General features: G+C 71.4%; 19 protein-coding genes and 1 pseudogene. 14 read left to right on the plus strand and 6 right to left on the minus strand.

From position 1 onward, the window contains the following. Positions 1-45 precede the first annotated feature (45 nt). Positions 46-2,502 (minus strand): CHAT domain-containing protein, encoded by a 2,457-nt coding sequence (locus ACN27F_RS12860; RefSeq protein ID WP_421433593.1) that lies wholly within the window; start codon positions 2,500-2,502, stop codon positions 46-48. Here ACN27F_RS12860 and ACN27F_RS12865 point away from each other — a divergent pair. Then, a complete protein-coding gene (locus tag ACN27F_RS12865) occupies positions 2,501-2,725 on the plus strand; it encodes a hypothetical protein (RefSeq protein WP_421433595.1) in 225 nt (74 codons plus the stop codon). The two genes, ACN27F_RS12860 and ACN27F_RS12865, sit on opposite strands and share 2 nt — an antisense overlap. Positions 2,726-2,753: 28 nt before the next feature. Here the strand turns inward: ACN27F_RS12865 and ACN27F_RS12870 are convergent, their stop codons facing one another. Beyond that, on the minus strand, positions 2,754-3,752 hold the full coding sequence (locus ACN27F_RS12870) for an NAD(P)-dependent alcohol dehydrogenase (RefSeq protein ID WP_421433597.1): 999 nt from the start codon (positions 3,750-3,752) through the stop codon (positions 2,754-2,756). A gap of 203 nt (positions 3,753-3,955) precedes the next feature. Between ACN27F_RS12870 and ACN27F_RS12875 the strand changes: the two genes are divergently transcribed. Next, positions 3,956-5,155: a sensor histidine kinase gene (locus ACN27F_RS12875; RefSeq protein ID WP_421433599.1), complete on the plus strand. Its 1,200-nt coding sequence runs from the start codon at positions 3,956-3,958 to the stop codon at positions 5,153-5,155. Further along, positions 5,152-5,817, plus strand: coding sequence for a response regulator transcription factor (locus ACN27F_RS12880; protein WP_421433600.1), 666 nt, complete (start codon positions 5,152-5,154; stop codon positions 5,815-5,817). The genes ACN27F_RS12875 and ACN27F_RS12880 overlap by 4 nt, the downstream gene beginning before the upstream one ends. Before the next feature lie 218 nt (positions 5,818-6,035). Here the strand turns inward: ACN27F_RS12880 and ACN27F_RS12885 are convergent, their stop codons facing one another. Then, positions 6,036-6,827 carry a TetR/AcrR family transcriptional regulator gene (locus ACN27F_RS12885; protein WP_421433601.1) on the minus strand — a complete coding sequence of 264 codons (792 nt, stop codon included), beginning with the start codon at positions 6,825-6,827 and terminating at the stop codon, positions 6,036-6,038. An 87-nt stretch (positions 6,828-6,914) separates the two neighbouring features. Between ACN27F_RS12885 and ACN27F_RS12890 the strand changes: the two genes are divergently transcribed. Further along, positions 6,915-7,268, plus strand: coding sequence for a hypothetical protein (locus ACN27F_RS12890; RefSeq protein WP_421433602.1), 354 nt, complete (start codon positions 6,915-6,917; stop codon positions 7,266-7,268). On the opposite strand, the gene ACN27F_RS12895 is transcribed toward ACN27F_RS12890, so the two are convergent. Beyond that, positions 7,246-8,049 (minus strand): trans-aconitate 2-methyltransferase, encoded by an 804-nt coding sequence (locus tag ACN27F_RS12895; protein ID WP_421433603.1) that lies wholly within the window; start codon positions 8,047-8,049, stop codon positions 7,246-7,248. The two genes, ACN27F_RS12890 and ACN27F_RS12895, sit on opposite strands and share 23 nt — an antisense overlap. A gap of 144 nt (positions 8,050-8,193) precedes the next feature. Between ACN27F_RS12895 and ACN27F_RS12900 the strand changes: the two genes are divergently transcribed. The 3 genes from ACN27F_RS12900 to ACN27F_RS12910 all read left to right on the plus strand — a co-directional run bounded on the left by ACN27F_RS12900 (position 8,194) and on the right by ACN27F_RS12910 (position 14,362). After that, positions 8,194-8,727, plus strand: a complete 534-nt coding sequence (locus tag ACN27F_RS12900; RefSeq protein WP_421433604.1) for a GNAT family N-acetyltransferase — start codon at positions 8,194-8,196, stop codon at positions 8,725-8,727. A 349-nt stretch (positions 8,728-9,076) separates the two neighbouring features. Beyond that, positions 9,077-13,360 (plus strand): S8 family serine peptidase, encoded by a 4,284-nt coding sequence (locus ACN27F_RS12905; RefSeq protein WP_421433605.1) that lies wholly within the window; start codon positions 9,077-9,079, stop codon positions 13,358-13,360. Positions 13,361-13,432: 72 nt separating this feature from the next. After that, entirely contained in the window at positions 13,433-14,362 is a 930-nt protein-coding gene (locus ACN27F_RS12910) for a diacylglycerol/lipid kinase family protein (RefSeq protein ID WP_421433606.1), read from the plus strand. Between the two features lie 185 nt (positions 14,363-14,547). On the opposite strand, the gene ACN27F_RS12915 is transcribed toward ACN27F_RS12910, so the two are convergent. Continuing rightward, entirely contained in the window at positions 14,548-15,108 is a 561-nt protein-coding gene (locus tag ACN27F_RS12915) for a carboxymuconolactone decarboxylase family protein (RefSeq protein ID WP_421440158.1), read from the minus strand. 177 nt (positions 15,109-15,285) lie between these two features. Next, positions 15,286-15,414: pseudogene (locus ACN27F_RS12920) on the minus strand (UTRA domain-containing protein); the annotation flags it as partial. Between ACN27F_RS12920 and ACN27F_RS12925 the strand changes: the two are divergent. The 7 genes from ACN27F_RS12925 (at position 15,398) to ACN27F_RS12955 (ending at position 22,555) form a co-directional block, all read left to right on the plus strand. Next, entirely contained in the window at positions 15,398-15,553 is a 156-nt protein-coding gene (locus ACN27F_RS12925) for a hypothetical protein (RefSeq protein WP_421433608.1), read from the plus strand. The pseudogene ACN27F_RS12920 and the gene ACN27F_RS12925 sit on opposite strands and share 17 nt — an antisense overlap. A gap of 103 nt (positions 15,554-15,656) precedes the next feature. Next, complete coding sequence (locus ACN27F_RS12930) at positions 15,657-16,127, plus strand: hypothetical protein (RefSeq protein ID WP_421433609.1); 471 nt, start codon at positions 15,657-15,659, stop codon at positions 16,125-16,127. A gap of 60 nt (positions 16,128-16,187) precedes the next feature. Next, entirely contained in the window at positions 16,188-16,970 is a 783-nt protein-coding gene (locus tag ACN27F_RS12935; RefSeq protein WP_421433610.1) for an alpha/beta hydrolase, read from the plus strand. Between the two features lie 4 nt (positions 16,971-16,974). Continuing rightward, entirely contained in the window at positions 16,975-17,535 is a 561-nt protein-coding gene (locus tag ACN27F_RS12940; protein WP_421433611.1) for a hypothetical protein, read from the plus strand. Positions 17,536-17,821: 286 nt separating this feature from the next. Continuing rightward, complete coding sequence (locus tag ACN27F_RS12945; protein WP_421433612.1) at positions 17,822-18,880, plus strand: S1 family peptidase; 1,059 nt, start codon at positions 17,822-17,824, stop codon at positions 18,878-18,880. A gap of 127 nt (positions 18,881-19,007) precedes the next feature. Further along, positions 19,008-21,836 carry an ATP-binding protein gene (locus ACN27F_RS12950; protein WP_421433613.1) on the plus strand — a complete coding sequence of 943 codons (2,829 nt, stop codon included), beginning with the start codon at positions 19,008-19,010 and terminating at the stop codon, positions 21,834-21,836. A gap of 176 nt (positions 21,837-22,012) precedes the next feature. After that, on the plus strand, positions 22,013-22,555 hold the full coding sequence (locus ACN27F_RS12955) for an RBBP9/YdeN family alpha/beta hydrolase (protein WP_421433614.1): 543 nt from the start codon (positions 22,013-22,015) through the stop codon (positions 22,553-22,555). The last annotated feature ends 120 nt before the right edge of the window (positions 22,556-22,675 follow it).

The following is a 22,675-nucleotide window of genomic DNA, read 5'->3' on the forward strand; positions in this document are numbered from 1 at the left end:
AGATGGAACGTGTCGGCCGCCCCTGGCCGGGTGCCGCAGGCGCGATCATTGACCGAGGCGCAGGCCGGTGGCGTCGGGATCGCCGACCACGGTGAACGCGGCCCAGTCACGTGCGTCGGTGCCGGTTCGGCGCAGGTGAAGCATGCCGCGGCGCAAGGCTTCACCGACGGGCAGGCCGCTTCGCAACTGCCGGTGCAGCTCGATCATCAGGTCGGCGGTCGCCTCGTCGTGCACGGGCCACAGCGAGACGACCACGGCACGGGCACCGGCGGCCAGGAAAGCACGGGCCAGACCGAGAGTGCCTTCGTAGGTGCTCTGGCCCCAGCCCGTACGACAAGCGCTCAGCACCGCCAACCGGCATGACGTCAGCCGCAATCGAGCGACCTCGTCCGAGCGCAGGTAGCCGTCGTCATCGCCGTCCGGACTCAGGCAGAGCGCACCAGGAGTCTCGCCGCTGGACGCGCCTTGAACGCCGTGCGTGGCAAAGTGCACCATTCCGCATCCCTCGATCCGGGCCAGGACGGCCGCCTTGGTGGCCGCCGCGCCGACCAGCGGAGGTCGAGCATCACCGTGTACGGAGGCGATCTCGTTGACCTCGCGTTCGGCGTGGACAAGGGTGGGTAGATCAGGTACGGGAAAGCCGGGCGAGAACGGGTGCCGGGGCGAGGTCGGATTGCCGACCAACAGCAGATCGTGTGTCCGGCCGCGGGGAGTCGCTCGCGCGGCCAGTTCGGCGAAGACCGCCATGCTTGGGACCACCGCGACCGGCCAGCGGTCGACGACACGTTCCCCGGAGCTCAGCCGCAGGGCCGAAAACGGCACCCGTTCCAGCTCACCGTGCGGGATCAGGACAAGGTTGCGTGCGGGGGACCCGGTCAACGTCCCTTCCAGCGGCTCGATAAAGATCTTGGAAAGCGCCTCCAGATTCAGGCCCAGGTCAGGATGTGCCATCGGCATTTCGATCTCGCGGGTCAGCCCCAGGAACGGGTCGGGTGCGGTGGCCGGATTGACCTCGGTCGTGTAGACCATCTCCGGACCGATCGAGCGGTAGGTGACGCCCCGAGCGTCCACGAGCCACATGTGAAGCCCGGCGTATTCCGACTCGGACAGCTGCTGCGCCTGCGGCATCGGCGACAACAGACTGCAGACCAGGAAGCCGGTCTCCCATCGTTCAGCCAATCTGACGGCGTCGGCGACGGTCACGTGTGGATCTTCCACCGAGCCCGGCCGGATCGTCCGAAGCAAACTGCGGCCGCGCGTCCGTTCGAAGACCTCCAGGCACCCCGCCGTATCACCGGCCAGTAGCCGACAAACCTGCCAAAGCCGGTATATGGTGCCCTGCCGTTGCAGGACATCGACGTTGATCCGGTCGCTGGACACGGTCCGGCGGAGTTCCTCCCAGTCGTCAAGCGCTTGGCGGATCTCCGCTTCCGCCCCGACCGCGTCCCCTGCGGCCAACATCATGTACGCGAGGTTGTAGTGCACGGCCCCCCGGTTGTTGATGCCCCCGCGCACACTGAGTCGCACCGCGTCGCGTGACCATTCCCGCGCTTCGGCCAGCCGACCGCGCCGGAACATGGCCGAGGCGAGGTTGTTGGCTGCCCGGCCGGCCAAGGTGAGTTCGCCCCGCTCGATCAATTCCCGGTAACTCTCGACAAGTTCGGCGCTACCGCGTTCGAGGTCACCGCCCTCCACCTCGGCGGTCGCCCAGGTCAGCTTGGCTGCCATGTACTGCGCGGGACGCTGCCGCTGGCAGAACAGCATCAGCTCTTTCGCGTCGGCGATCGCACCCGCGAAGTCGCCGCTGTTGCGCTTGACGGCGACCTTGCCCGACAAAGCGGAGATTCGCAGCATCGCCACGGTCGACTCGTCCGGGATCTGGGCAGCTTCCGCCAATCCATCGTCGATGGACCGTAACGCGTGGTCGAACTGCTGGAGATCAGCGAGCGCGTGGCCCTGCTCGATCATCACGGTGGCCAGCAGGGGGGCCGAGTCACCGGGCTCAGCCAGTTCGAGGACCCGCCGAGCGCAGCCCAGTGCCTGAGCCGACCGGCCATCGCGGTAGTAGACCTGTTGCAGTGCGACGTACGCCTCCATCTGACGAAACCGATCGCTGGCCGTCTCGGCGAACGCGACGGCTCGGCGCGCCACGCTCTCGGCCTCACCGACGCGCTCGAGCCACTGCAGTGCGTCGGCAAGCATGAGCAGGCTTTCGAAGCCCGTCTGCACGGTCAGCCTGGTGCGCCACCTCGCCTGCGGTGGCAGCGTTTCCAACGCTCTCCGGCACTCCGCGAGTTGGGCAGCGCGATCCTCCAGCTTCGCCGACTGGTTGGCGGCGTCGAGCCAATGCATCGCACCGATCACTCGGTCGTGGGTGGACCGGAACTCGGCCAGCTCCCGGTAGATCTCTCTGGCCTCGGCGTACCGGCCCTGCTCTGCCAGGTCATTCGCCCGCGCACGTCGCCTGATGGCTTTCACGACCCCGGATACGCCTTCGAGCATGTCGGTCCTCCTGACGGCTGCTCGTTTCCTGACGGACACGGTCCGGCGGTACGCCGACGAGCCGTCCGTCAGTCCAGATGGGCAGGAGCAGGTACGTTCGACTTCCTCGATCAGCTCCGAGAGCCTGTTGCGGGCATCAGTGAACGGCATGATCGCCATGCCGCAAGCAGAGCAGAAATGGCGCGATTTCTGTGCAGTTCCTGATCCTTCGGGAACCAGCTAGTCGCTGCGACACACCATCGCTGCGGCTCTCACATGGTGACGACGACCTTGGCGCGGGCGTGCTCGGTCTCGACGTACCGGATCGCGTCCGGTACCTCGCTCAGCCGGAAGGTCCGGTCGACGACCGGGGTCAGCTTGCCCGCCTCGGCCAGCTCCCGCAGCGTCGCCAGATGCCCGCCGCCCGTCGTCGCCATCGGCGCGACGATGCGGTGCCGGACGAACCGCCCCAGCAGTGGCCCCCGGACCAGCAGACTCATCGGCCCGAAGACGCTGCCGCCGCTGGAGACGCCGCCGCCGGACAACAGCAGCGTCCCATCCGGGGTCAGTACCCGCCGGCAGTCGGCCAACGACCGGTTTCCGACCAGGTCGAGCAGCACGTCGTAGCGACGGCCGGCGCGAACCGCATCGGTACGGCTGAAATCCTCGCGGGTGTAGTCGACGACGTGGTCCGCGCCGAGCGACCGGACGAGCTCGATGTTGCGGGTCCGGCACACCGCGGTCACCTGCGCGCCGTACGCCTTGGCCAGCTGCACCGCGAAGGTGCCCACCCCACCGGACGCCCCGTTGATCAGGACGTGCTGGCCGGCACGCAGGTCGGCCGCGTCGCGCAGACAGACCAGGGCGGTGGTGGCTGCCAGCGGGACGGCCGCCGCCTGCACGAAGCTCAGATTCGCCGGTTTCGCCTCGACCAGGTTCCCGGCCACGCACACGTACTCGGCGAACGCGCCACCGGCGGAGCCGACCTCGCCGTACACCTCGTCGCCGGGCCGGACCCGGGTCACCGCCCGGCCGACCGCCTCGACCCGGCCGGCGAAGTCCTGGCCCCGGATTGCCGTACCGGGTCGTCGCAGCCCGAAAGACAACCGGGCCAGGTACGGGTCGCCGCGCATCGCGTGCCAGTCGTACGCGTTGACCGAGCTGGCGTGCACCCGGACCAGCACCTGGTCGTCGCCGGGGGTCGGGGTGTCGATCTCGCACATCCGTAGGACGTCGGGTGGGCCGTACCGGTGCTGCACGATCGCCTTCATCGCTGGATCTCCTCAACTGCGCCGGGTCAATTCGCTCGTGGCACAGCATGTCTGCGCCGGCCGGGGTGGTGCGTCCGCGCGTCGGCGGTATCGCGACTGCGCCCGACACGGCAGCGCGCCGGCCGGTCTACTCCACCGGGAGTACGCCAGGCTGCCTCCCTCCGGGCTGCCGCAGCCGACGCCGGTCGGCCTACAGTGCGCTTATGAGCCGGTCGGGCCCTGACGCCGACGTCGCGGCGCCGGGCGGGCGGGCGACGTCACCCGACGGACGGTCGGCGTCGCGGCGCGGACCCGGCCTGGCGGTACTGACCGCAATCGTGCAGCCGGTCGGCACCGCGGTCGCCGCCGGCTGGCAGTCGGGCGGCGTCGGGATCATCGGGTACGCGCTGCTGGTCTTCAGCGGACTGGCGCTGGCCGACCGGCACCGGTTCCCGAGGCGCAACTTCCTGATCGTGCTCGCCGCGACCCTGGCGTACCACCTGCTGGACCGGCCGGCCGGGGTGACCCTGCTGGCGCCGATGATCGCCGCGTCGGCGGTGCTGACCGCTGGTCACCGGTGGCTGGTGGCTGCGGCGTCGGCGACCTCGTGCGGCATCTGGGTGCTGGTCGACGGCGTGACGCTACGTCAGGTGTTGCTGGCGGTGGCGCTCGTCGCCGGTGCCGGGCTGATCACCGAGATCGGCACGCTGATCGCCGGCAAGGTCGACGAGGCCGTCGCGGAGCAGCGCCGGCTCTCCGAGGAGCGGCAACGCCGCCGGGCCAGCGAGCAGCGACTGCTGATCGCCGCCGAGCTGCACGACGTGCTCGGCCACCACCTGTCGCTGATCAACGTACGGGCCGGGGTCGGTCTGCACCTGATGGACCGCGACCCGGAACAGGCCCGGGCCGCGCTCGACGCGATCGCGCAGTCCAGCGCGGAAGCGTTGCGCGAGGTCCAGGCGGTGCTCAACACGCTCTACCCGACCGGCGGGAGCGCGCCGCTCGCCCCCGCACCCGGACTGGACCGGCTCGCCGAGCTGACCGACGACGCCGCGGTGGCGACCCGGACGGTGATCGACGGCCCGGCCCGGTCACTGCCCGCCGCCGTGGACCGGGCCGCGTACCGGATTGTGCAGGAAGCGTTGACCAACGTGCGTAGGCATGCCGGACCGGGTGCCGCCGCGACCGTCACCATCGCCTACCGGCAGGATGCGGTGGTGGTCCAGGTCGACGACGACGGTGGGACGGCGCCCTCCAGACCGGCTGCGGGCCCGGCGGGCAATGGCATCACCGGGATGCGGGAGCGGGCCGCCGCGTTGGGCGGCGAGTTGACCGCCGGACCGGCACCGGACGGCGGCGGTTGGCGGGTACGGGCCACGCTGCCGCTTGATCCTGATCCGCCGCAGGAGGAGGTCGCCATATGATCCGGGTACTGCTCGTCGACGACCAGGCGCTGGTGCGGGCGGGGTTCCGGGCGTTGCTGGACGCCGAGACGGACATCGAGGTCGTCGGGGAGGCCGGCGACGGGGCACAGGCGGTCCGGCTGACCCGGCAGGTCCGCCCGGACGTGGTGTTGATGGACATCCGGATGCCCGGTGTGGACGGGCTGGCCGCCACCCGGCAGATCGCCGCCGACGCCGAGCTGTCCGGCGTCCGGATCGTTGTGCTCACCACGTTCGAGCTGGACGAGTACGTCGGTGAGGCGCTGCGCGCCGGTGCCGCCGGCTTCCTGGTGAAGAACACCCAGCCGGCCGAGCTGATCCACGGCGTCCGGGTGGTGGCCGCCGGGGACGGCCTGTTGTCGCCGAGCGTGACCCGCCGGGTGATCGAGCAGTTCGCCGCCCGTACCGCCGCTCCGGCTGCTCCCCGGCGACTGGCCGAGCTGACCGACCGGGAGCGGGAGGTGGTCGCGCTGGTCGGAACCGGCCTGTCCAACGACGAGATCGCCGCCCGACTGGTGGTCAGCCCGGCGACAGCGAAGACCCACGTGTCCCGGGCGATGGTCAAACTCGCTGCCCGGGATCGCGCCCAACTGGTCGTGTTCGCCTACGAGGCCGGCCTGGTCCGCCCCGGCTGGCTATCGTGACCGGTTTCAGTGCCGGTGACGACGGCACCAGCGAGCCAGAACCCGCTTCGTCGTCGGCACCAGCCGAAGGCCCGGGTCGTCGGGCTGCCCGACACGTTCGACGCGACCTTGATCAAAAGGTCGGCCGCCGGATTCGACGTGATCGCCAGCCAAGGGCTATCGGGGAAGCCACGGGGTCGTCGTCCGAATCGGTCACGCCAAGATGGATGGTTGCGGGATCACGTACGCGAACGCAGGTCGCTCAGGCGCAGCGGGGCAGCCGGCGGCAGCGGGGCGGCCTGCTCGGTGTGGAAAGCGGCGAGCAGGTACGCCACGAATCGTCGGGAGGCTCGCGGTGCCACGCCTGCCGCCGCGGCGACGACGCCGCAGTTGGCCATCAGCAGCAGCGGGAGGTCTTCCAACGCGAAGTCGGCCCGCAACCGCCCGGTAGCCTTGGCCCGCCGGGTCAGCTCGGCGAAGCCCGCCATCGCCCGGCTGCGTTCGGCGTCGACGTCGACCGCGTGGGGAAACGCCGCGATGAACGCCGCGCCGAATCCCCGGTCGGCCGCCTGCATGGCGCACACCTTGCCCGCCATCGCCCGGCTGCGTTCGGCGTCGACGTCGACCGCGTGGGGAAACGCCGCGATGAACGCCGCGCCGAATCCCCGGTCGGCCGCCTGCATGGCGCACACCTTCTCGATCGCGGCGCAGAAGCCGTGCCACGGGTCCGGATCAGCCAACGCGTCGTCGATGACGGAGACACACGCCTGAAACTGCGCCGCGAACACCTCGGTGACCAACGATTCCTTGGTGGGGAACCGGCGGTAGAGGGTCGCGACACCGACCCGGGCGTGTCGGGCGATCGCGGCCATCGGCACGTCGAGACCGCGTTCGGCGAACAACTCGCGGGCGACGTCGACGATCCGGTCGCGGTTCTGCCTGGCGTCGGCCCGCAACCCGGCCTCGGCCGGTGATCTGGTCTGGGCCGGCGATCTGGCCTCGGTCGGCAACCGAGATGATGCGCCGTTCACCTGTCTCACTTTAGCCCAAGTGGACGGGGGTCTCCGTTTGCCGTGTTAGCTTGGCCGGCAATGGATTCCAGGGGCGAGGGAGACGTGGTGGGTTACCAGAAACCGCTGCCGAAGCGGCTTGTTCACGGGCTCAACACCGGCGTACTGGCACTGCGTTCGTCACCATGGTTCGGCCGGCTGATCAGCCGGCGCCTCACCGTCGTCACCTACACCGGCCGCCGTTCGGGGCACACCTTCAGCACCCCGGTGGCCTACCGCCGGACGGGTGACGTCGTCACGATCGGCGTTCAACTACCCGACGCCAAGGCGTGGTGGCGCAACTTTCTGGGCGAAGGCGGTCCGATATCGCTGCACCTCGACGGGACCGACCGGGCCGGGCACGCGATCGCCCGACGCGACGAGCGGGGCCGGGTGCGCGTCACCGTCCAGCTGAAGCGCTGACCGGCGGTTTCACGGCCACCACGAAGACCCGCCGGAACGGAAAGCCGACCAGTCCGTTGTCAGCGGGATAGCTCATGGCCAACCGTTCGCCGAGTCGCTCGCGGAAGGCTGCCCACTCAACGTCGTCGAGCGCCGCGCGGACCGGCCGCAGGGCGGTGCCCTCGACCCAGGACAGCACCGGATGCGCCGCCGGATCGGGCCGTGCGCAGGGCAGCAGGTGCAGGTAGGTGGTTTCCCAAGCGTCGACCGCACAGCCCTGCCGTAGTAGCGGCGCGGCGTAGCCGACCGGGTCCAGCACGGCGTGGCCGTCACGCAGCCCGGTCAGCCGGGCGCGCCATCGTGGGTCGGCCGCGACCGCCCGGATGGCGTCGTGCGACGGCGCGGTGAAGTTGCCCGGGACCTGGAACGCGAGCACCGCGCCCGGAGCCAGCCGGGCCGCCCACCGTTCGATCAGCGCCGGGTGGTCGGGCACCCACTGGAGTACGGCGTTGCAGACCACCACATCCGTCTCGGGTCCGGGATCCCAGTGCCGCACGTCCGCGACCTCGAACCGTAGGGGTGACGCCAGTGCCCGCGCTGCTTCGATCATCTCGGGCGAGGCGTCCAGTCCGGCCACCCGGGCCCGCGGCCAGCGTGCCGCCAGGTGCATCGTCAAGTTGCCAGGGCCGCAGCCGAGGTCGATGACCTCGGTCGGGTCGTCGGCCTCGACGCGGTTCAGCAGATCGGCGAAGGGACGCGAACGCAGGTCGGTGAAACGCAGGTAGGTGGCAGCTTCCCACATGGCACGCCGCTCCCTTCAAGAAACCGTACGTACGTACTGCCACGACGCTACCCGAAAGCAGGGTAGTTTCGCGTCGTGACGTTCACTGGCCGGGGCGCCGGAGAACCCGAGTACCAGCGCCGGACTCCCGGTGCTCGTCCTCGAGTGACCGCGCCACCGCAGGTCCGCCGGGCCGTCCCGGCCGATGCGCCTGATCTGCTCAGGCTCCGGATCCTCATGATGCAGGCGATCGGCGCGGCGGTCGGTGACGAGACGGCACCGTGGCGGGTCAATGCCACCGACTGGTTCACCCGGGCGCTGCACGATCCCGGCACCTTCGCCGCCTTCGTCGTCGAGGATCCGCGACACGGGATCGTCAGCAACGCGGCCGGGCTGTGCGAACGGTTCGTTCCGGGGCCCAAGGACCCGACCGGGCTGCGGGGCCATGTCTTCAACGTCAGCACCGACCCGGATGCCCGTGGCCGCGGCTACGCCCGCGCCTGCCTGACCGCGCTGCTGGACTGGTTCGCCGACGAGACACAGGTGAGCGTGGTCGACCTGAACGCGACGGCCGGCGGCGAGCGGCTGTACCGGTCGTTGGGCTTCGCGCCACCGCGCTACCCGGCACTGCAACTGCGGCGGGTCCGGATGTCCGGGCGGGCACCCGGACCGGGTCGGCCCGGGGACGACAGCCGGTAGACGGACCAGGTGAAGCCGACTCGGCGGGAACCGCCGATCCGGGCCCGGTCCGCGTGCCGGCCTTTCAGGCGGAATGTCAAGTGCGGCGATGTTCGTCTTCACCACATGGGTGTCGCCGTACTCCCTGCCTGCGGCTTGTGGACAACCAGGGCGCGTTGTCCGCACCGGCGGACAACAAGACTGGCGCATCGCACCGTGAAGGGTTGACGGCAGGGAGTTATCGAGATCAAATGTTCGCCGATAGCGCGTTCCACGATCTTCGATGACCACCGGCTGATCCCCGGCCCTGCGATCCAGGAGACGATCGATGTCAGGACGCAACCCCGCCCATCCACGACCATGGACCAGAATGCGCCGCGTTCTGGCCGCCGCCGCCGGCGCGGTCCTCGCCGGCGGCTTACTTGCCGCCCCACCCGCAGCCGCCGCACCGACCGGTGGGGACATGTCGGCCGGCGCCGGTTCGGCGCCGATCGCCGCCGAACTGCAGTCCGCGGTGGCCGAATCGGCCGGCGAGCGGATCCAGGCACTGCTCATGCTGCCCAATCCGCAGCGCTACCCCACCAACCCGGACACCGCGGTCGACCAGCTCCGTACACACGCCCAGGAGCTGCAGGACGAGGTCGAGAACGCCCTCGAACAGCGGGCCGAGATCGCCGGTGACGTCGAAGTGGTCAACCGCTTCTGGATCACCAACATGTTGCTCGTCGAATTCACCGCCGACGCCTCCCGGCTCGCTGCGCTGGCGAGCGTCCCCGGCGTGCAGCGGGTGCTGCCCAACTTCACCGTGACCCTGCCGGAGACCGACCTGGACGCCGCAGCCGACCCGGCCGCGACGATCATCGATGGCCGGATCACCTGGGGCATGGACCGCATCGGTGTCGAGCAGGTGTGGAACGAACTCGGCCTCGACGGCACCGGCGTGCGGGTGGTCACCCTCGACACCGGCGTCGCCATCAACCACCCCGACCTGGTCGGCAAGATGGCCACCGACAATCCCAGCGACCCGACGTACCCGGGTGGCTGGATGGAGTTCAACTCCAGCGGCGGCCTGGTCTCGTCACAGCCCCGGGACTCGTCGACGCACGGCACCCACGTCTCCGGCACCATCCACGGTGGTGCGGCGTCCGGCGTGATAATCGGCGGCGCGCCCGGTGCCGAAATGGCCCACGGCCTGGTCATCCCCGGCGGCTCCGGCTCGTTCGCGCAGGTCGCCGCCGGCATGCAGTGGGCGATCGCGCCCACCGACTCCGCCGGCCGCCCCGCCGGCCGCCCCGCCGACGTGGTCAGCATGTCGCTCGGCGCGGCGATCTACTCCCCCGAGATGATCGCCCCGACCCGGGCGATCGTCGCCGCCGGCGCGTTCCCGTCGTTCGCGATCGGCAACGAGGACATCTTCGGCAGCTGCGGCGTCGGTTCGTCCAGTCCCGGCAACGTGTACGAGGCGGTCGGCGTCGGCGCCACCGACATCGACGACAACGTCGCCGACTTCTCCTGCGGCAACGTGGTCAACAAGTCCAGCTGGACCAGCCCGCCGGCCGACTGGCCGGACAGCTGGGTCACCCCGGACCTGTCCGCCCCCGGTGACGAGGTCTGGTCGGCCAGCCCGGACGGCACCTACCGCTACGCCAGCGGCACCTCGATGGCCACCCCGCACACCAGCGCCGCCGTCGCGCTGCTGCTGCAGGGCGCGCCGGAACTCACCGTCGACGCGACCCGGACCGCGTTGATCGACACCGCCTTCTGGGACGACCGGTACGCCGACGTCGCACCGGACACCCGCTACGGCCACGGCCGCATCGACGCGTACGCCGCCGCCGTGCAGGTGGCCCTGGAGAGCGGCATCACCGGGCAGGTGACCGACGCCGGCTCCGGCGACCCGGTCGCCGGCGCCAAGGTGACCGTCAGCCCGGGCGGCGCCTCGGTCACCACCGGCGAGGACGGCGGCTACACGCTGCGCCTGCCGCCGGGTGACTACTCGCTGACCGCCACCGCCTTCGGCTACGAAGCCGGCTCGGCCAGCGGCATCACCGTCACCGAGGACACGTTCACCACCGTCGACCTGGCACTCGTGCCACAGCCGACCGGCGCCGTCGCCGGCACGGCGATCTTCGCCGAGAGCGGCGAGGGCGTCCCGGGCGTGACGGTGTCCGTACTCGGCGTCCCGACGCCGGTGTCGGTGCTGACCGACGTGGACGGTGAATACTCCGTCGACCTGCCCGCCGGCACCTACCGGATCGCCGCCGACCACCCCCGGTTCGGCACCCCGCCGGCGTTCGAGGTGATCGTCCCGAACCGTGAGACGGTGACCGCCGACATCACGCTCACCCCACCGCCGCAGACCGTCGCCCTGGTCGGCAGCTACGTCGAGTCGTACGCCGAGGAGATCTTCACCCCGCGCGGCATCGAGACGGTGATCTACGACTGGGACGACCTCGTCGCCGCCGCCGACCACCCGCTGGTGGTCCTCGGCTACGGCGTGACCAGCAGTTACGACGCCGCCACCTTCCAGGCGTTCCTGGACGCCACCGACGCCGCCGGCACCGGTGTGATCTTCACCGACCACGCCTACAGCACCGGCAACGGCATCCGGCAGCTGTCCCAGCACACCGGGCAGCCGGCCACCACCGGGTCGAACACCGGCGGCACCGGGGTCGCCGAGTCGTTCTACGAGGTGACCGCCGAGCACCCGATCTTCGACGGGTACTCCGTCGGTGACCGGATCCCGCTGGACACCAGTACCCAGGCCAAGTGGATCGCCTGGTTCGGCGACTACGCCGGTGACGGCCGGCAGACCATCGCCGAGCTCGGCCGCACCGACGCCACCGAGATCTACGGCAACGGCATCGGCGTCGACCAGCGGGCCACCAACCGGCACGTGCTGCTGTCCACCCACGGTGTGTCGGTGACCCGCGGCCCGGTGGACTGGACCGAGGAGGCCACCCAGCTGTTCCTCAACGCCGTCGACTGGGCCGCCCGGCCGGGCGAGACGGGCCAGCCGTACTTCGCGGTACACGGGCTGACCGTCAGCCCGGACGTGGTCAAGAGCGGCGAGCCGGTCACCGTCACCGTGCAGGTGAAGAACATCGGTGCGTCGTCCGGGCCGTACCAGGCGGTGCTGCGGGTCGGCGGCCAGAGCGAGGCGACCACCACGGTCACCCTCGACTCCGGCGTCAACCGCACGCTGAGCTGGACCGTCGACCGGGACGACCTCGGTGACTACGACGTGTCGGTGGAGTACCTGACCGACTCGTTCCGGGTCCGCGCGCCGCAGGTGGGCCTCACCGCGTACACCGTGGACGCACCGGACGCCGAACCGGGTCCGCTGGCCGAGGCCACCGTCGAGCTGATCCACGACGGTGCGATCCTGCCGGTCGGCGCCACCGGCTCCGACGGCACCCTCACCTTCGAGGCGCCGGAGGCCGCCGGCCGCTACACGCTCGTCGTGCGCAAGGCCCCGACCGACGGCGGTACGGCGTACCTGCTGCACAAGACCATCACGGTGTTCGACGACGACGAGGTCGTGCTGGCACCCCGGGTGCTGGCCGGCGGTCCGGTCGGCAGCGAGCTCACCCAGGACTTCGTGACCCGGGTGGACCTGGCCGCCGACCTGGTCGCCAACGGCCACCGGGCGCTCACCTACCTGCGGCCGGCCGGGCTCGCGCCGTGGGCGTACCCGTACGGTCCGGGCACGCTGGTCGCGACGCTGGACACGTACGAGGCGGTCGCCGTGCACCAGGTACCCAAGCTGGAGCGGGACTGGTGGCTGGTCAGCGAGATCATCGGTGGGCTGGACTGGTCCGACCCGTTCGACACGGCGTTGCCGTACGGCGGGGCGGCCCAGGTGCAGCTGGCCGCGACCGCACCCGAGCCGGGTTCGGTCCAGGTCGACTGGTCGGTGACGGACGCGCACGGCAACCCGTTCGCGACCGTGCTCGCCACCGACATCCGGCCGTTCGCCGACCTGCCCGGGGTGACCCGGCTGGAGGACCTGGTCGCCGCGGTGAAGGCGCTCGCGCCCAACGAGCAGCGCCCGATCCTGCGGCTGTACGCGCCGGACGGTGACGAGGTACGGGCCGGCTACATCACCTGGGCCGACCAGCCGTTCGCGTTCGACGTCGAGGACCCGGCGGCCGGCCAGTACCGGGTGGAGCTGGAGCTCGACACCGGCTTCTACAGCGGACTCATCGACGCCGAGGACTCGCTGGCGTTGGCCGAGGCGGCGACGGTGACCACCACCTACCCGACGACCGCGACGGTCGACGGTTGGTTCCTGCCGCAGGTGCGGGTGGTCAACCAGAGCGGCGTCGACCAGGACACTGCCGAGTTGACGCTGACCGTCAGCCACCCGGACGGCGATCTGCTCGCCCGGGATCTGGCGGTGCAGTTGCGGATCGACGGCGCCTGGGTGCGGATTCCGTTCACCGTGCAGGACGGCACTCTCGTCGGCACCGTGGTCGCCGAGGTCGCCCTGCCGGCCGGCGCCGACCACACCTTCGAGTTGCGGTCCCGTACCCGTCGGGCCGGGGAGTTCACCTTCGCCCACGCGCTCACCGGTGACGGCGTCGCCGCGACCGCGAGCAGTGTGGTGACGGTGACCCCGGCGGTCGCCAGCTACGGCGTGCTGGCGGCCTGACGGCTGCCGGTCCGGTCCCGACGGCCACCCGCTGGCCGTCGGGACCGGACCCGTCCGGGTTAAGGTCTGCCGGTGCGGACCAAGCAGGAGCTCAGCGATGCCATCCGGCAGCAGCGGCGCGCCGCGCTCATCGTCAACGCAAAGTCACGACGCGGACGCCAGCTGTACACCGATGCCCGTGAGCGACTGACCGGTGCCGGCTTCACCCTGGTCGGCACCTACCCGGTGGATGAGCCGGGTGAGCTGGAACGCAGCCTCGACGCGGCGGTGGCGCTCGCCCCCGACCTGCTGGTCGCCGGCGGGGGTGACGGAACGATCGGCGCCGCCGCCCGGCTGCTCGCCCACCGGGACATCGCCCTCGGCCTGCTGCCGCTGGGCACCACCAACAACTTCGCCCGCACCCTGGGCATCCCGCTGGAACTCGACGCGGCCGTGGGCATCCTCACCGATGGCAAGGTGATCGACGTCGACCTCGGGTTGGCCGGCGGCATGCCGTTCGCCAACCACGTCGGCATCGGTCTGTCCGCCGAGGTGATGACGCGGACCCCGCCGCCGCTCAAGCGGGCGATCGGCAAGCTCGCCTACCCGGTCACCGCCGCCGCGCTGACCGTGAGCCACCGCCCGCTGCGGTTCACCGTCCGCGCCGAGGGCCAGGTCCGCGAGATCCACAGCCATCAGCTGTACGTCGCCAACGGCGGCCACCAGGCCGGCCGGCCGATCGCCGCCGACGCCAACGCCGACGACCGGCTGCTGGTGGCGTACCCGGTGGGCGGTCGCACCCGGCGGAGCCTGATGGGTGCGACGGTGCGCAACGCGGCGACCGGCCACCGCCGCACCCTACGGCACGATCCGTTCCTCGCCGTCGGCGAGTTGTGGGTGGAGACCGACCGACCGGCGCCGGTGGAGATCGACGGCGAGGTCTGCGGCGAGACCCCGATGCGGATCACGATCGACGCCAACGCGTTGCGGGTGATGGCCGCCGCCAGCGTCGTGGACCGCTGACCGGGCGGGTCCTTCCACGGCCGTACCCGCCCCCGACGATCCCCGGATCGAGTACAAAGACGCGGCGTACGCCTTCCACTACTCGCTCGACGGACGGTACTGGCACCTCGCCCGGCTGTTCCGGCTGGCCACCGGCTCGACGGACGGAGCCGATGCCGGTGCCGGTGGACCTGCGGGACGGCCGGTCATCCGGTCGGCAGCGCTACTCCGTAGCCGTGCCGGACCACCCGCTCGGCCTGCGACCGGTAGGACTGCGGGTCGTCCGGCGCGTAGGTGCCGAGGCCGTCGACATAGCGGTTGAACATGCAGAAGGCGGCGGCGATCAGTACCGTGTCGTGGATCTCCAGGTCGGTCGCGCCCGCCTCGCGCGCCACGGCGACAAGTTCGCCGGTCACCTCACGGCCACTGCGCTGAACCGCTGCCGCGATCCGTAGCAGGGCCCGCAGCTTGTTGGACACCGGTGCGCTCGCCACGTCGGTGAGGACCTGGTCGACCAGTACGGCACCGGTGTCGAGTTGGGCGGCGGCGAACGCCGAGTGAGACGAGCAGCAGAACGTGCAATCGTTGAGGCGGGACACGTAGGCGGCGATCAGCTCCCGCTCTCCCGGGGTGAGTGGGTGTGGCAGGCTCCGCAGCAGTACCTCGGCAAGTGCGTTGAGCGGCTCGGCGGTCTCCGGACGGAAGCGCATCGGCCCGGTGATCCCGGGAAACAGCCGCTCATCGAGGCCGAGTTCGATATGCGCCACGTGGCGTACCTCCTGATCGGTCGGTGCCGGCCCGGTCGGACGCCGAGGTCTGCTCCATGCTCGCAGCCGACCGGCCCTGCGGTCTTCTCGCTGATTGCCCATTGCGGCGGGGCGCGACCACGAGGCGCTGCCCGTGGTCGGCCGCACCATTTCGATCTCGAAGGCGTAGCGGTCGCCCCGGTACGTCGACACGGCCCGTTCCACCGGTCGGTCCCGCTGGTCGTACGTCGTCCGCTCGACCAGTAGGGCCGGGCTGGACGCCGGAACCGGAGCGGCCCGGATTGGTGCCGTGGCGGTACGGGTCAATCACCCCGACGACGTGCGGGCCGCCAAGTCCGCCATGGATCTTCCAGTGATCGCCCTGCACAAGGAACAGGCCACCGGCCGTGGCGAACTGCCGGTCGGTACGGTCGTCGCCCGACGCGCGGTGCGCGACATCCGTTGACAGTCCTGTGTAGTTCGTGTCGTCGGAAGGCGACTCGCGGCTGTGTCCACTCAGTCCACCACCGCCGGCCGGCTGGGTAGCGGACGTGCCGTAACGTGAGGCGATGGATACCGATACCGCGCCCCCCGGTTTCGGTGTCCTGGTCGCCGGGGCGGTGGTACCGACCGGCACGCTGGTAGGCCGTGGACCTATCGGCTTCGGCCAGGACGCACCGGGGCGGCCGGAGGTGCCGTACACGTTGCACATCCGCACCAACCTGCTCTGTGAGCTGGTCGGGCCGACCTACGACCGGTTCCTGGATGACGCGCTTGTCGACGTCGGGCAGTTTCCGGACGACTGGCCGGAACTGGTGGCGGTGATCGCCGCTGGTTGCCCGCCGATCGAGCGGCTGCCGACGATGCTGCCCCACGATCTGGCGCACATCCTGCGGAGCTTGCTGGCGCCCGAGATGCTGGACGCGCTGCTACCGCCGGGCGGCGCGGCCCCGGCCCGCTATCTCGCCAACACAGTGGACCATTTGTGGGTGGATCCGGACTGGGCGGCGATCTGCGGACGCGCCCTGCTGTCCGGGTAGCCGACTGCCGGATCCGGGGCTTGCCCGCACACCCGGCCGGGAAGCAGGCAGACTGGGGCCATGGCGCTACTGCGGGTCGACTTCTTCTCCGACGTACTGGAACAGGCCACCGCGATGACGGTACTGCTGCCGCAACAGACCCGGAGCAGGATCGGCGCCGCCGGGCAGACGAGCGGCGGCGCGCCGCCGGTGCTCTACCTGCTGCACGGGCTCACCGACGACGCGACCGCCTGGACCCGCTACACCAGCCTCGAACGGCACGCCGAGCAGCGCGGCCTCGCCGTGGTGATGCCGCAGGTGCATCGCAGCTTCTACGCCGACGAGGCGCACGGGGCGCCGTTCTGGACGTTCCTGCACACCGAACTGCCCGCGGTCGTCGGCTCGTTCTTCCGCGTCTCCGCACGCCGCGCGGACACCTTCGTCGCGGGCCTGTCGATGGGTGGGTACGGCGCGTTGCGGTGGGCGCTACGCGAGCCGGAGCGCTTCGCCGCGGCCGCCAGCCTGTCCGGGGCCCTCGATCTCGGTCGCCGCCAGCACGAACCGCCCTCGACCACGGATCCGCTGATGTCCCGGGTGTTCGGCGACCGGCAGGTCGCCGGCAGCGACGAGGACCTGCTGACGCTGGTCGACAAGGCTGATCCGGCCGGGCTGCCGAGGCTGTACCTGTGCTGCGGCACCGACGACGTCCTGTACCCCGACAGTGTGCGGTTCCGCGACGCCTGCGCCACCCGTGGCGTGCCGTTGACGACGGACTTCAGCCCCGGCGACCACGACTGGGAATACTGGGACGCCAAGATCCGTGAAGTGGTCGCCTGGCTACCGCTGACGTCCGACGGCCGCTGACATCATGGTCGAACCAGAGGGCGGGCCGGCCCTGGCGACGGCACTGTCCCGCCGGCTGGCCGCGCTCGCCTTCACCGACCGCACCACCGAGCAGGTGACCGAACTGCTCCTCGACACGATCGTGGGCTGGGGCAGGAGCCAGGGCTGGCGGGTCTACCGGCGGGCGGCCAGCGTGATGCCGCTGCCGCCACCGATGTCCGGTCAGCACTCGGTCGTCGACGTGGCCTGTGCCCGGGTCGGCGCGCCGCCCGTGGTGGTCGAGGTCGACCATACCGACCGGGGCCGTACGGTGGAGAAACTGCTCGCCGAGGCCGGCGCCGGACGGGTGCCGGTCTGGGTCCGTTGGGGCGTGCGCGGCTTCACCACCCCGCCGGAGCCGGTCCAGATGGTGACTGTCACGGTGACCGCCCGGCGCGATGCCAACTCCGGCATCCGGCTGTTCACCCGGACGCCGCAGCGACAATTGGCAGCACCGGAGCACCGCACCGACCCGGTCACCGCGGCCGGGCCGCCGCCGCAGCTGTTCGGCCCGGATGGCGCCGGTGACGGCGGCTACCGCGCCTGAGGCACCTGCGGCATCGGCCAGCACCGCGAGTCGTTCCGGCGCGACCAGGGCGTCGTCCGCGCCGGCCGCGTCGACTCCGTCGTACAACTCCCGGTCATAACGCGGGATACCTCATGACAAAGTTAGTTCTTGTGGACGTACGCCACCGGCTGCCATCCTTTCGACAACCATCGATCGAGATTGTTGGTGAGATCCCGCAGTCTCGTCCCGGATCCGGCAATCCACGCCGGATCCGGGCTCGCCCGGCAGGCACGCCGACCGGCGTGCAGACCTCCAGGAGGCGTACGTGACAACCACCAGCTCCCACCTCAAACGGGCTGCGGCCGCTCTCGCCGCACCGTTGCTGCTCGTCGGGATGGCCCTGTGGCCGTCCGCCGCTCAGGCCGCCCCGGCGCCGTTGCTCGCCGCCGACGCCGAGGCCGCCGTCGAGCTCAGCGAAGACCTCGGCGCCCTCGCCTTCCTCGATGAGGCGACCGGTCGCATGGTCGTCACCGTCACCGACGAAGCGGCCGCCCGCACCGTACGGGCAGCCGGCGCGGTCGCCAAGACCGTCGCCTACAGCGCGGCCGACCTGGCCGCGGTGACCACCCGGATCGAACGGGCGGCTGCGCTGCCCGGCACCGCCCGTGCCATCGACCCGGTCACCAACCAGGTGGTGGTGACCGTGGACAGCACTGTCACCGGCGCCCGGCTCGCCGTGGTCGCAAAGGCGGTCGAAGCCGCCGGCAGCGCCGCCCGGCTGGAGCACGCGCCCGGCGAGTTCAGCCTCCTGATCGCCGGCGGCGAAGCCATCTACGGCAGCAACGGCTCCCGCTGCTCGCTCGGCTTCAACGTACGCACCTCGAGTTACTACTACTTCCTGACCGCCGGACACTGCACCAACAGCGCTGCCACCTGGTACGCCAACTCCAGCCGTACGACCGTGCTCGGCAGCCGGGTGGTGTCGGTCTTCCCCGGCAGCGACTACGGCATCGTGCAGTACACCAACAACAGCATCGCCAAGCCCGGCGCGGTCTACCTCTACCCGGGCAGCCAGACCATCAGCTCGGTCGGCAGCGCCTACGTCGGACAGTCGGTGCGGCGCAGCGGCAGCACCACCCGGGTACGCAGCGGCAGCGTCACCGCGGTCAACGCCTCGGTGACCTACCCGCAGGGCACCGTTCGCGGTCTGATCCGCACCACCGTCTGCGCCGAGCCGGGCGACAGCGGCGGCTCGCTGTTCGCCGGCAGCGCCGCGCTCGGCCTCACCTCCGGTGGCAGCGGGAACTGCTCGACCGGCGGCACCACCTACTTCCAGCCGGTGAACACCATCTTCGCCACTTACCCGCAGCTCAGCCTGGTCTGAGCGGTCGATGCCCGACTGACCAGTCGAGACCGGCCCGGCCGGGCCGCCGGAACGCAACCGGCGGCCCGGCCGTCGTGCCGGCCGCGCCCGCGACGGTGCCCTAGGCTCGACTCCGGTGGAGGCGCGGATGACAGGTGGGCAGCTGTTCGGCCGGGCAGGCGAGCAAGTCGAGCTGGACGGCTTGCTGGCGCAGGCGATCGGCGATCAGGACAGCTGCCACGGCGGCAGCCTGGCGCTGCGCGGTGCGGCCGGGATCGGCAAGTCGGCCCTGGTGACGTACGCGGTTTCCAGGGCACGACAGCTTGGCATGCGAGTGCTGGCGACCAGCGGCGTGCAGGCGGAGATCCACGTACCGTACGGCGGGTTGCACCGGCTGCTCGGCCGACTGCCCGGCACCGGCCGCGAAGGGCTCGCCGTGGCGCTGTCCGGCAGCGACGAGCCGGGCCACGGCTCGTTCCGGGTGAGCATGGAGGTGCTCGACCTGCTCGTCGACCAGGCCGTGGAGGGGCCGCTGCTGCTGGTCGTGGAGGACGCGCAGTGGCTGGACGAGGCGAGCTGGGACGTCCTGGCCTTTCTCGGCCGCCGGCTTGCCCACGACCCCGTCCTGATGCTGCTGGCGATCCGCGACGGGGTCGAGACAGAGCGCCGGGTGGCCACCTCCGGCTGGCGTGAGTTGTCTGTCGGCCCGCTCGCCGAGGCACCCGCCGCCGATCTGCTCGACCGTCATGTACCCGGGCTCGCACCGCAGTTACGCCAGCGGGTGCTCACCGAGGCGGCCGGCAATCCGCTCGGCATCGTCGAATTCGGCGCGGCGGCGGCTCGGCTCGGCACCGGCGCCTTCCTACCGGCGTGGCTGCCGTTGAGTACCCGGGTCGAGCGGACGTTCACCGCGATCGTCGCCGAATTGCCGCTGGCCACCCGCGCGGTGCTGGTCGTGGCGGCCCTGGACGACCACGACGACCTGGCCGAGATCCTTGCGGTGGCCGGCGCGATCGGCGCCGATCATGGCGCTACACCAGACACAGCAGATACAACAGACATACCGGACACGCCCGATATGCCGGACACGCCCGATACACCGGCCGGACCGGCTCCCCCGGCCGACGAGCGGGCCCTCGAACCGGCGCTCGCCAGCGATCTGGTGTCCGTCGACGCCGGTGACCGCTTGGCGTTCCGGCATCCGTTGCTGCGCTCGGCGCTGCTCCAGAGCACCCCAGCCGCGCAACGCCGCCGGGTCCACGCCGTACTCGCCGCCCGCCTCGACCCGACCGACGGCCGCCGGGTGTGGCACCAGGCGGCGGCTACGCTCGGCCCGGACGAGCGGATCGCCGCGGAACTGACCGCGACCGCCGAGCGGGCGAACCGGCAAGGGGCACCGCAGATCGCGGTGACCGCGCTGGAACGCGCCGCCGAGTTGACCGCGGGACCCGCCGGTAAAGCTGGCCGGCTGCTGCGCGCCGCGATCCTCGTCAGCCAGATCGGCGACCGCACCAGACTGGTCCGTACGCTCGACGCCATCGCCGAACACCACCTCGGGCCCGCCGAGCGTGCCCACCTCGTCTGGCTGCGCGAGGTCTACCTGGACGCCGGCTGGTCCGGCGCCACCCGGATCCCGGCCCACCTGGACGTGGTGGAGCGGCTCGCCGCGCGGGGCGAAGCGGAGCTCGCGCTGGAGTCGCTGGCGGCGATCACCGTGCGCTGCTGGTGGTCCGGCCCGGATCCGCAGTTGCGACGCCGGATCGTCGCCGTCGCGCGGGCGTTGCCGGTGCCGTCGGACAGCCCGCACCTGCTGTCGATCCTGGCCGGCGCCGACCCGCTCACCGAGGGGGCGACGGTACTCGCCGGGCTCACCCGGTTGGCCGGCCGGATCACCGGCACCGACCCGGATGAGCTACGGATGTCTGGCACGGCAGCCGACGCGATCGGCGCACACCCACTCGCGAAGCCGCTGCTGGCCGATGCGGTCCTGCTGATCCGCAGCCAGCGGCGGCTGGGCATGCTCGCTCAGACACTCACCGGCCAGGCGTGGAACGCGGCGCTGTTGGGCGACACCCGGCTGGCGATCACCGCCGGTGCGGAGGCCCGGGCGATGGGTGTGGAGACCGGTCAGCTCCGGTGGGCGCTGACCGCGGATCTCGCACGCGGGATCGCCGAGGCGCTACGCGGCAACAGCACGGCCGCCGCCGGCCTCGCCGACCAGGCCGAAGCCGTCCTGCTGCCGAGCGGGGCGTTCCCGATGCTGGCCATGGTGCACCTGGTACGTGGGCTGGACGCGCTGGCCGGCGGGCGGTACGAAGACGCGTACCAGCAGCTGCACCGGATCTGCCATCCGGACGGCGCGGTTTTCCACCCGTACCTGCGGTTGACCGTGCTGGGGCAGCTGGCCGAGGCGGCGGCCCGCAGCGGCCACCGCGACGAGGTCGCCGCCCTGGTCGCACCGCTGGCACCGGTCGCGCGGTCCGGCGTGGCGCCGGTGCTCGCGGTCACCCTGCGGTACGCCCGCGCGGTGCTGGCCGGCGACGGGGATGGGGCTGAACAGGCATACCGGGACGGGCTCGCCGCCGACCTGACCGGCTGGACGTTCGAACGGGCCCGGCTGGAACTGGCGTACGGTGCCTGGCTGCGCCGCCGGCGGCGGGCCGCCGAGGCACGGGCGCAGCTGCGCTCGGCGGCCGGTACGTTCGACGCCCTCGGTGCCCGTGCCTGGGCCGAGCGGGCCCGCCGGGAGCTGCGCGCCTCCGGTGAGTCGCTGCGTCGGCCGGCGGACGGGCTGGACCGGCTTACCCCGCAGGAGCTGCAGATCGCGCAGCTGGCCGCGGCCGGGTTGAGCAACCGGGAGATCGCAGAGCAGCTGTTCGTGTCACCGCGTACGGTCACCACCCACCTCTACCGGATCTACCCGAAGGTCGGGGTGCGTTCCCGCGTCGAGCTGGCCCGGGCGCTCCCCGCGACGTAGCCGCCAGGATACGTCGCGGTACGTGGGTGCCAGATACGTAACGCTACGTACGCGAGGGCCTCGAGTGGGCGGTGCGGCACGCCGCGACCGACCCGGCCGCACCGACCGACCCGGCGGGCTGACCAGTTCCAGATCGTCTACTGTGCGGTGTCGGGTCGCCGGCCTATCATCGGCCGGTGACCCGACACCTGCTGGTACCGGGCCGGGGTGCGCCCCGGCCCGAGCACTGGTTGAGCCGCTGGGCGCGGGCCAACCCCGACTACCGGTGGGCGTCGGAGCCGACCGGGCCGCCGTTCGTGCTCGCCGACCGGGTCGTCGCCCTGCATGCCGCGGTCACCACCAGCGGCGAGGCCACGGTGCTGATCGCGCACAGCGCCGGTTGCATCACGGTCGCGGCCTGGGCCGCCCGGTACGGCAACGCCGGGACAGTCCACGCGGCGTTGCTGATCGCTCCCCCGTACCTCGATCCGCGCCGACGGCCCGGCCCGGACGATCCGGGCGACCTGCGCCACGACATGATCCCCCGACGGCCGCTGCCGTTTCGCACCGTCCTGGTCGCCAGCCGCACCGACCCGTACACCAGTTACGAGCAGTTCGAGCAGTACGCGGCAGACTGGGGCAGCCAACTGTACGACGCGGGTGACGCCGGGCACCTCGAAACCGCCAGCGGATACGGCCCCTGGCCCGCCGGCGAACGTCTCGTCGCCAGCCTCGCCTAGCGCCACACCGTGTTCTCGGGCGCCGCCCGGCCGGCCGGGTCGCGCACCACCCCGTCACGGTCGATCAGCCGCCAACTGCTGCCGAGCCGGTTCATCGGCCGTCACCTCGCCAGCCAGGGG

The sequence above is a fragment of the Solwaraspora sp. WMMB335 genome (assembly GCF_049179075.1).
In the GTDB taxonomy this organism is placed as follows: Bacteria; Actinomycetota; Actinomycetes; order Mycobacteriales; family Micromonosporaceae; genus Micromonospora_E.

Coding starts and splice junctions, on each gene's coding strand:
- ACN27F_RS12935 (WP_421433610.1), top strand. CDS start 16,188: ATGGCGCTACTGCGGGTCGACTTCTTCTCCGACGTACTGGAACAGGCC.
- ACN27F_RS12865 (WP_421433595.1), top strand. CDS start 2,501: ATGTCGGTCCTCCTGACGGCTGCTCGTTTCCTGACGGACACGGTCCGG.
- ACN27F_RS12940 (WP_421433611.1), top strand. CDS start 16,975: ATGGTCGAACCAGAGGGCGGGCCGGCCCTGGCGACGGCACTGTCCCGC.
- ACN27F_RS12880 (WP_421433600.1), top strand. CDS start 5,152: ATGATCCGGGTACTGCTCGTCGACGACCAGGCGCTGGTGCGGGCGGGG.
- ACN27F_RS12870 (WP_421433597.1), bottom strand. CDS start 3,752: ATGAAGGCGATCGTGCAGCACCGGTACGGCCCACCCGACGTCCTACGG.
- ACN27F_RS12950 (WP_421433613.1), top strand. CDS start 19,008: ATGACAGGTGGGCAGCTGTTCGGCCGGGCAGGCGAGCAAGTCGAGCTG.
- ACN27F_RS12875 (WP_421433599.1), top strand. CDS start 3,956: ATGAGCCGGTCGGGCCCTGACGCCGACGTCGCGGCGCCGGGCGGGCGG.
- ACN27F_RS12895 (WP_421433603.1), bottom strand. CDS start 8,049: ATGTGGGAAGCTGCCACCTACCTGCGTTTCACCGACCTGCGTTCGCGT.
- ACN27F_RS12860 (WP_421433593.1), bottom strand. CDS start 2,502: ATGCTCGAAGGCGTATCCGGGGTCGTGAAAGCCATCAGGCGACGTGCG.
- ACN27F_RS12930 (WP_421433609.1), top strand. CDS start 15,657: ATGGATACCGATACCGCGCCCCCCGGTTTCGGTGTCCTGGTCGCCGGG.
- ACN27F_RS12905 (WP_421433605.1), top strand. CDS start 9,077: ATGCGCCGCGTTCTGGCCGCCGCCGCCGGCGCGGTCCTCGCCGGCGGC.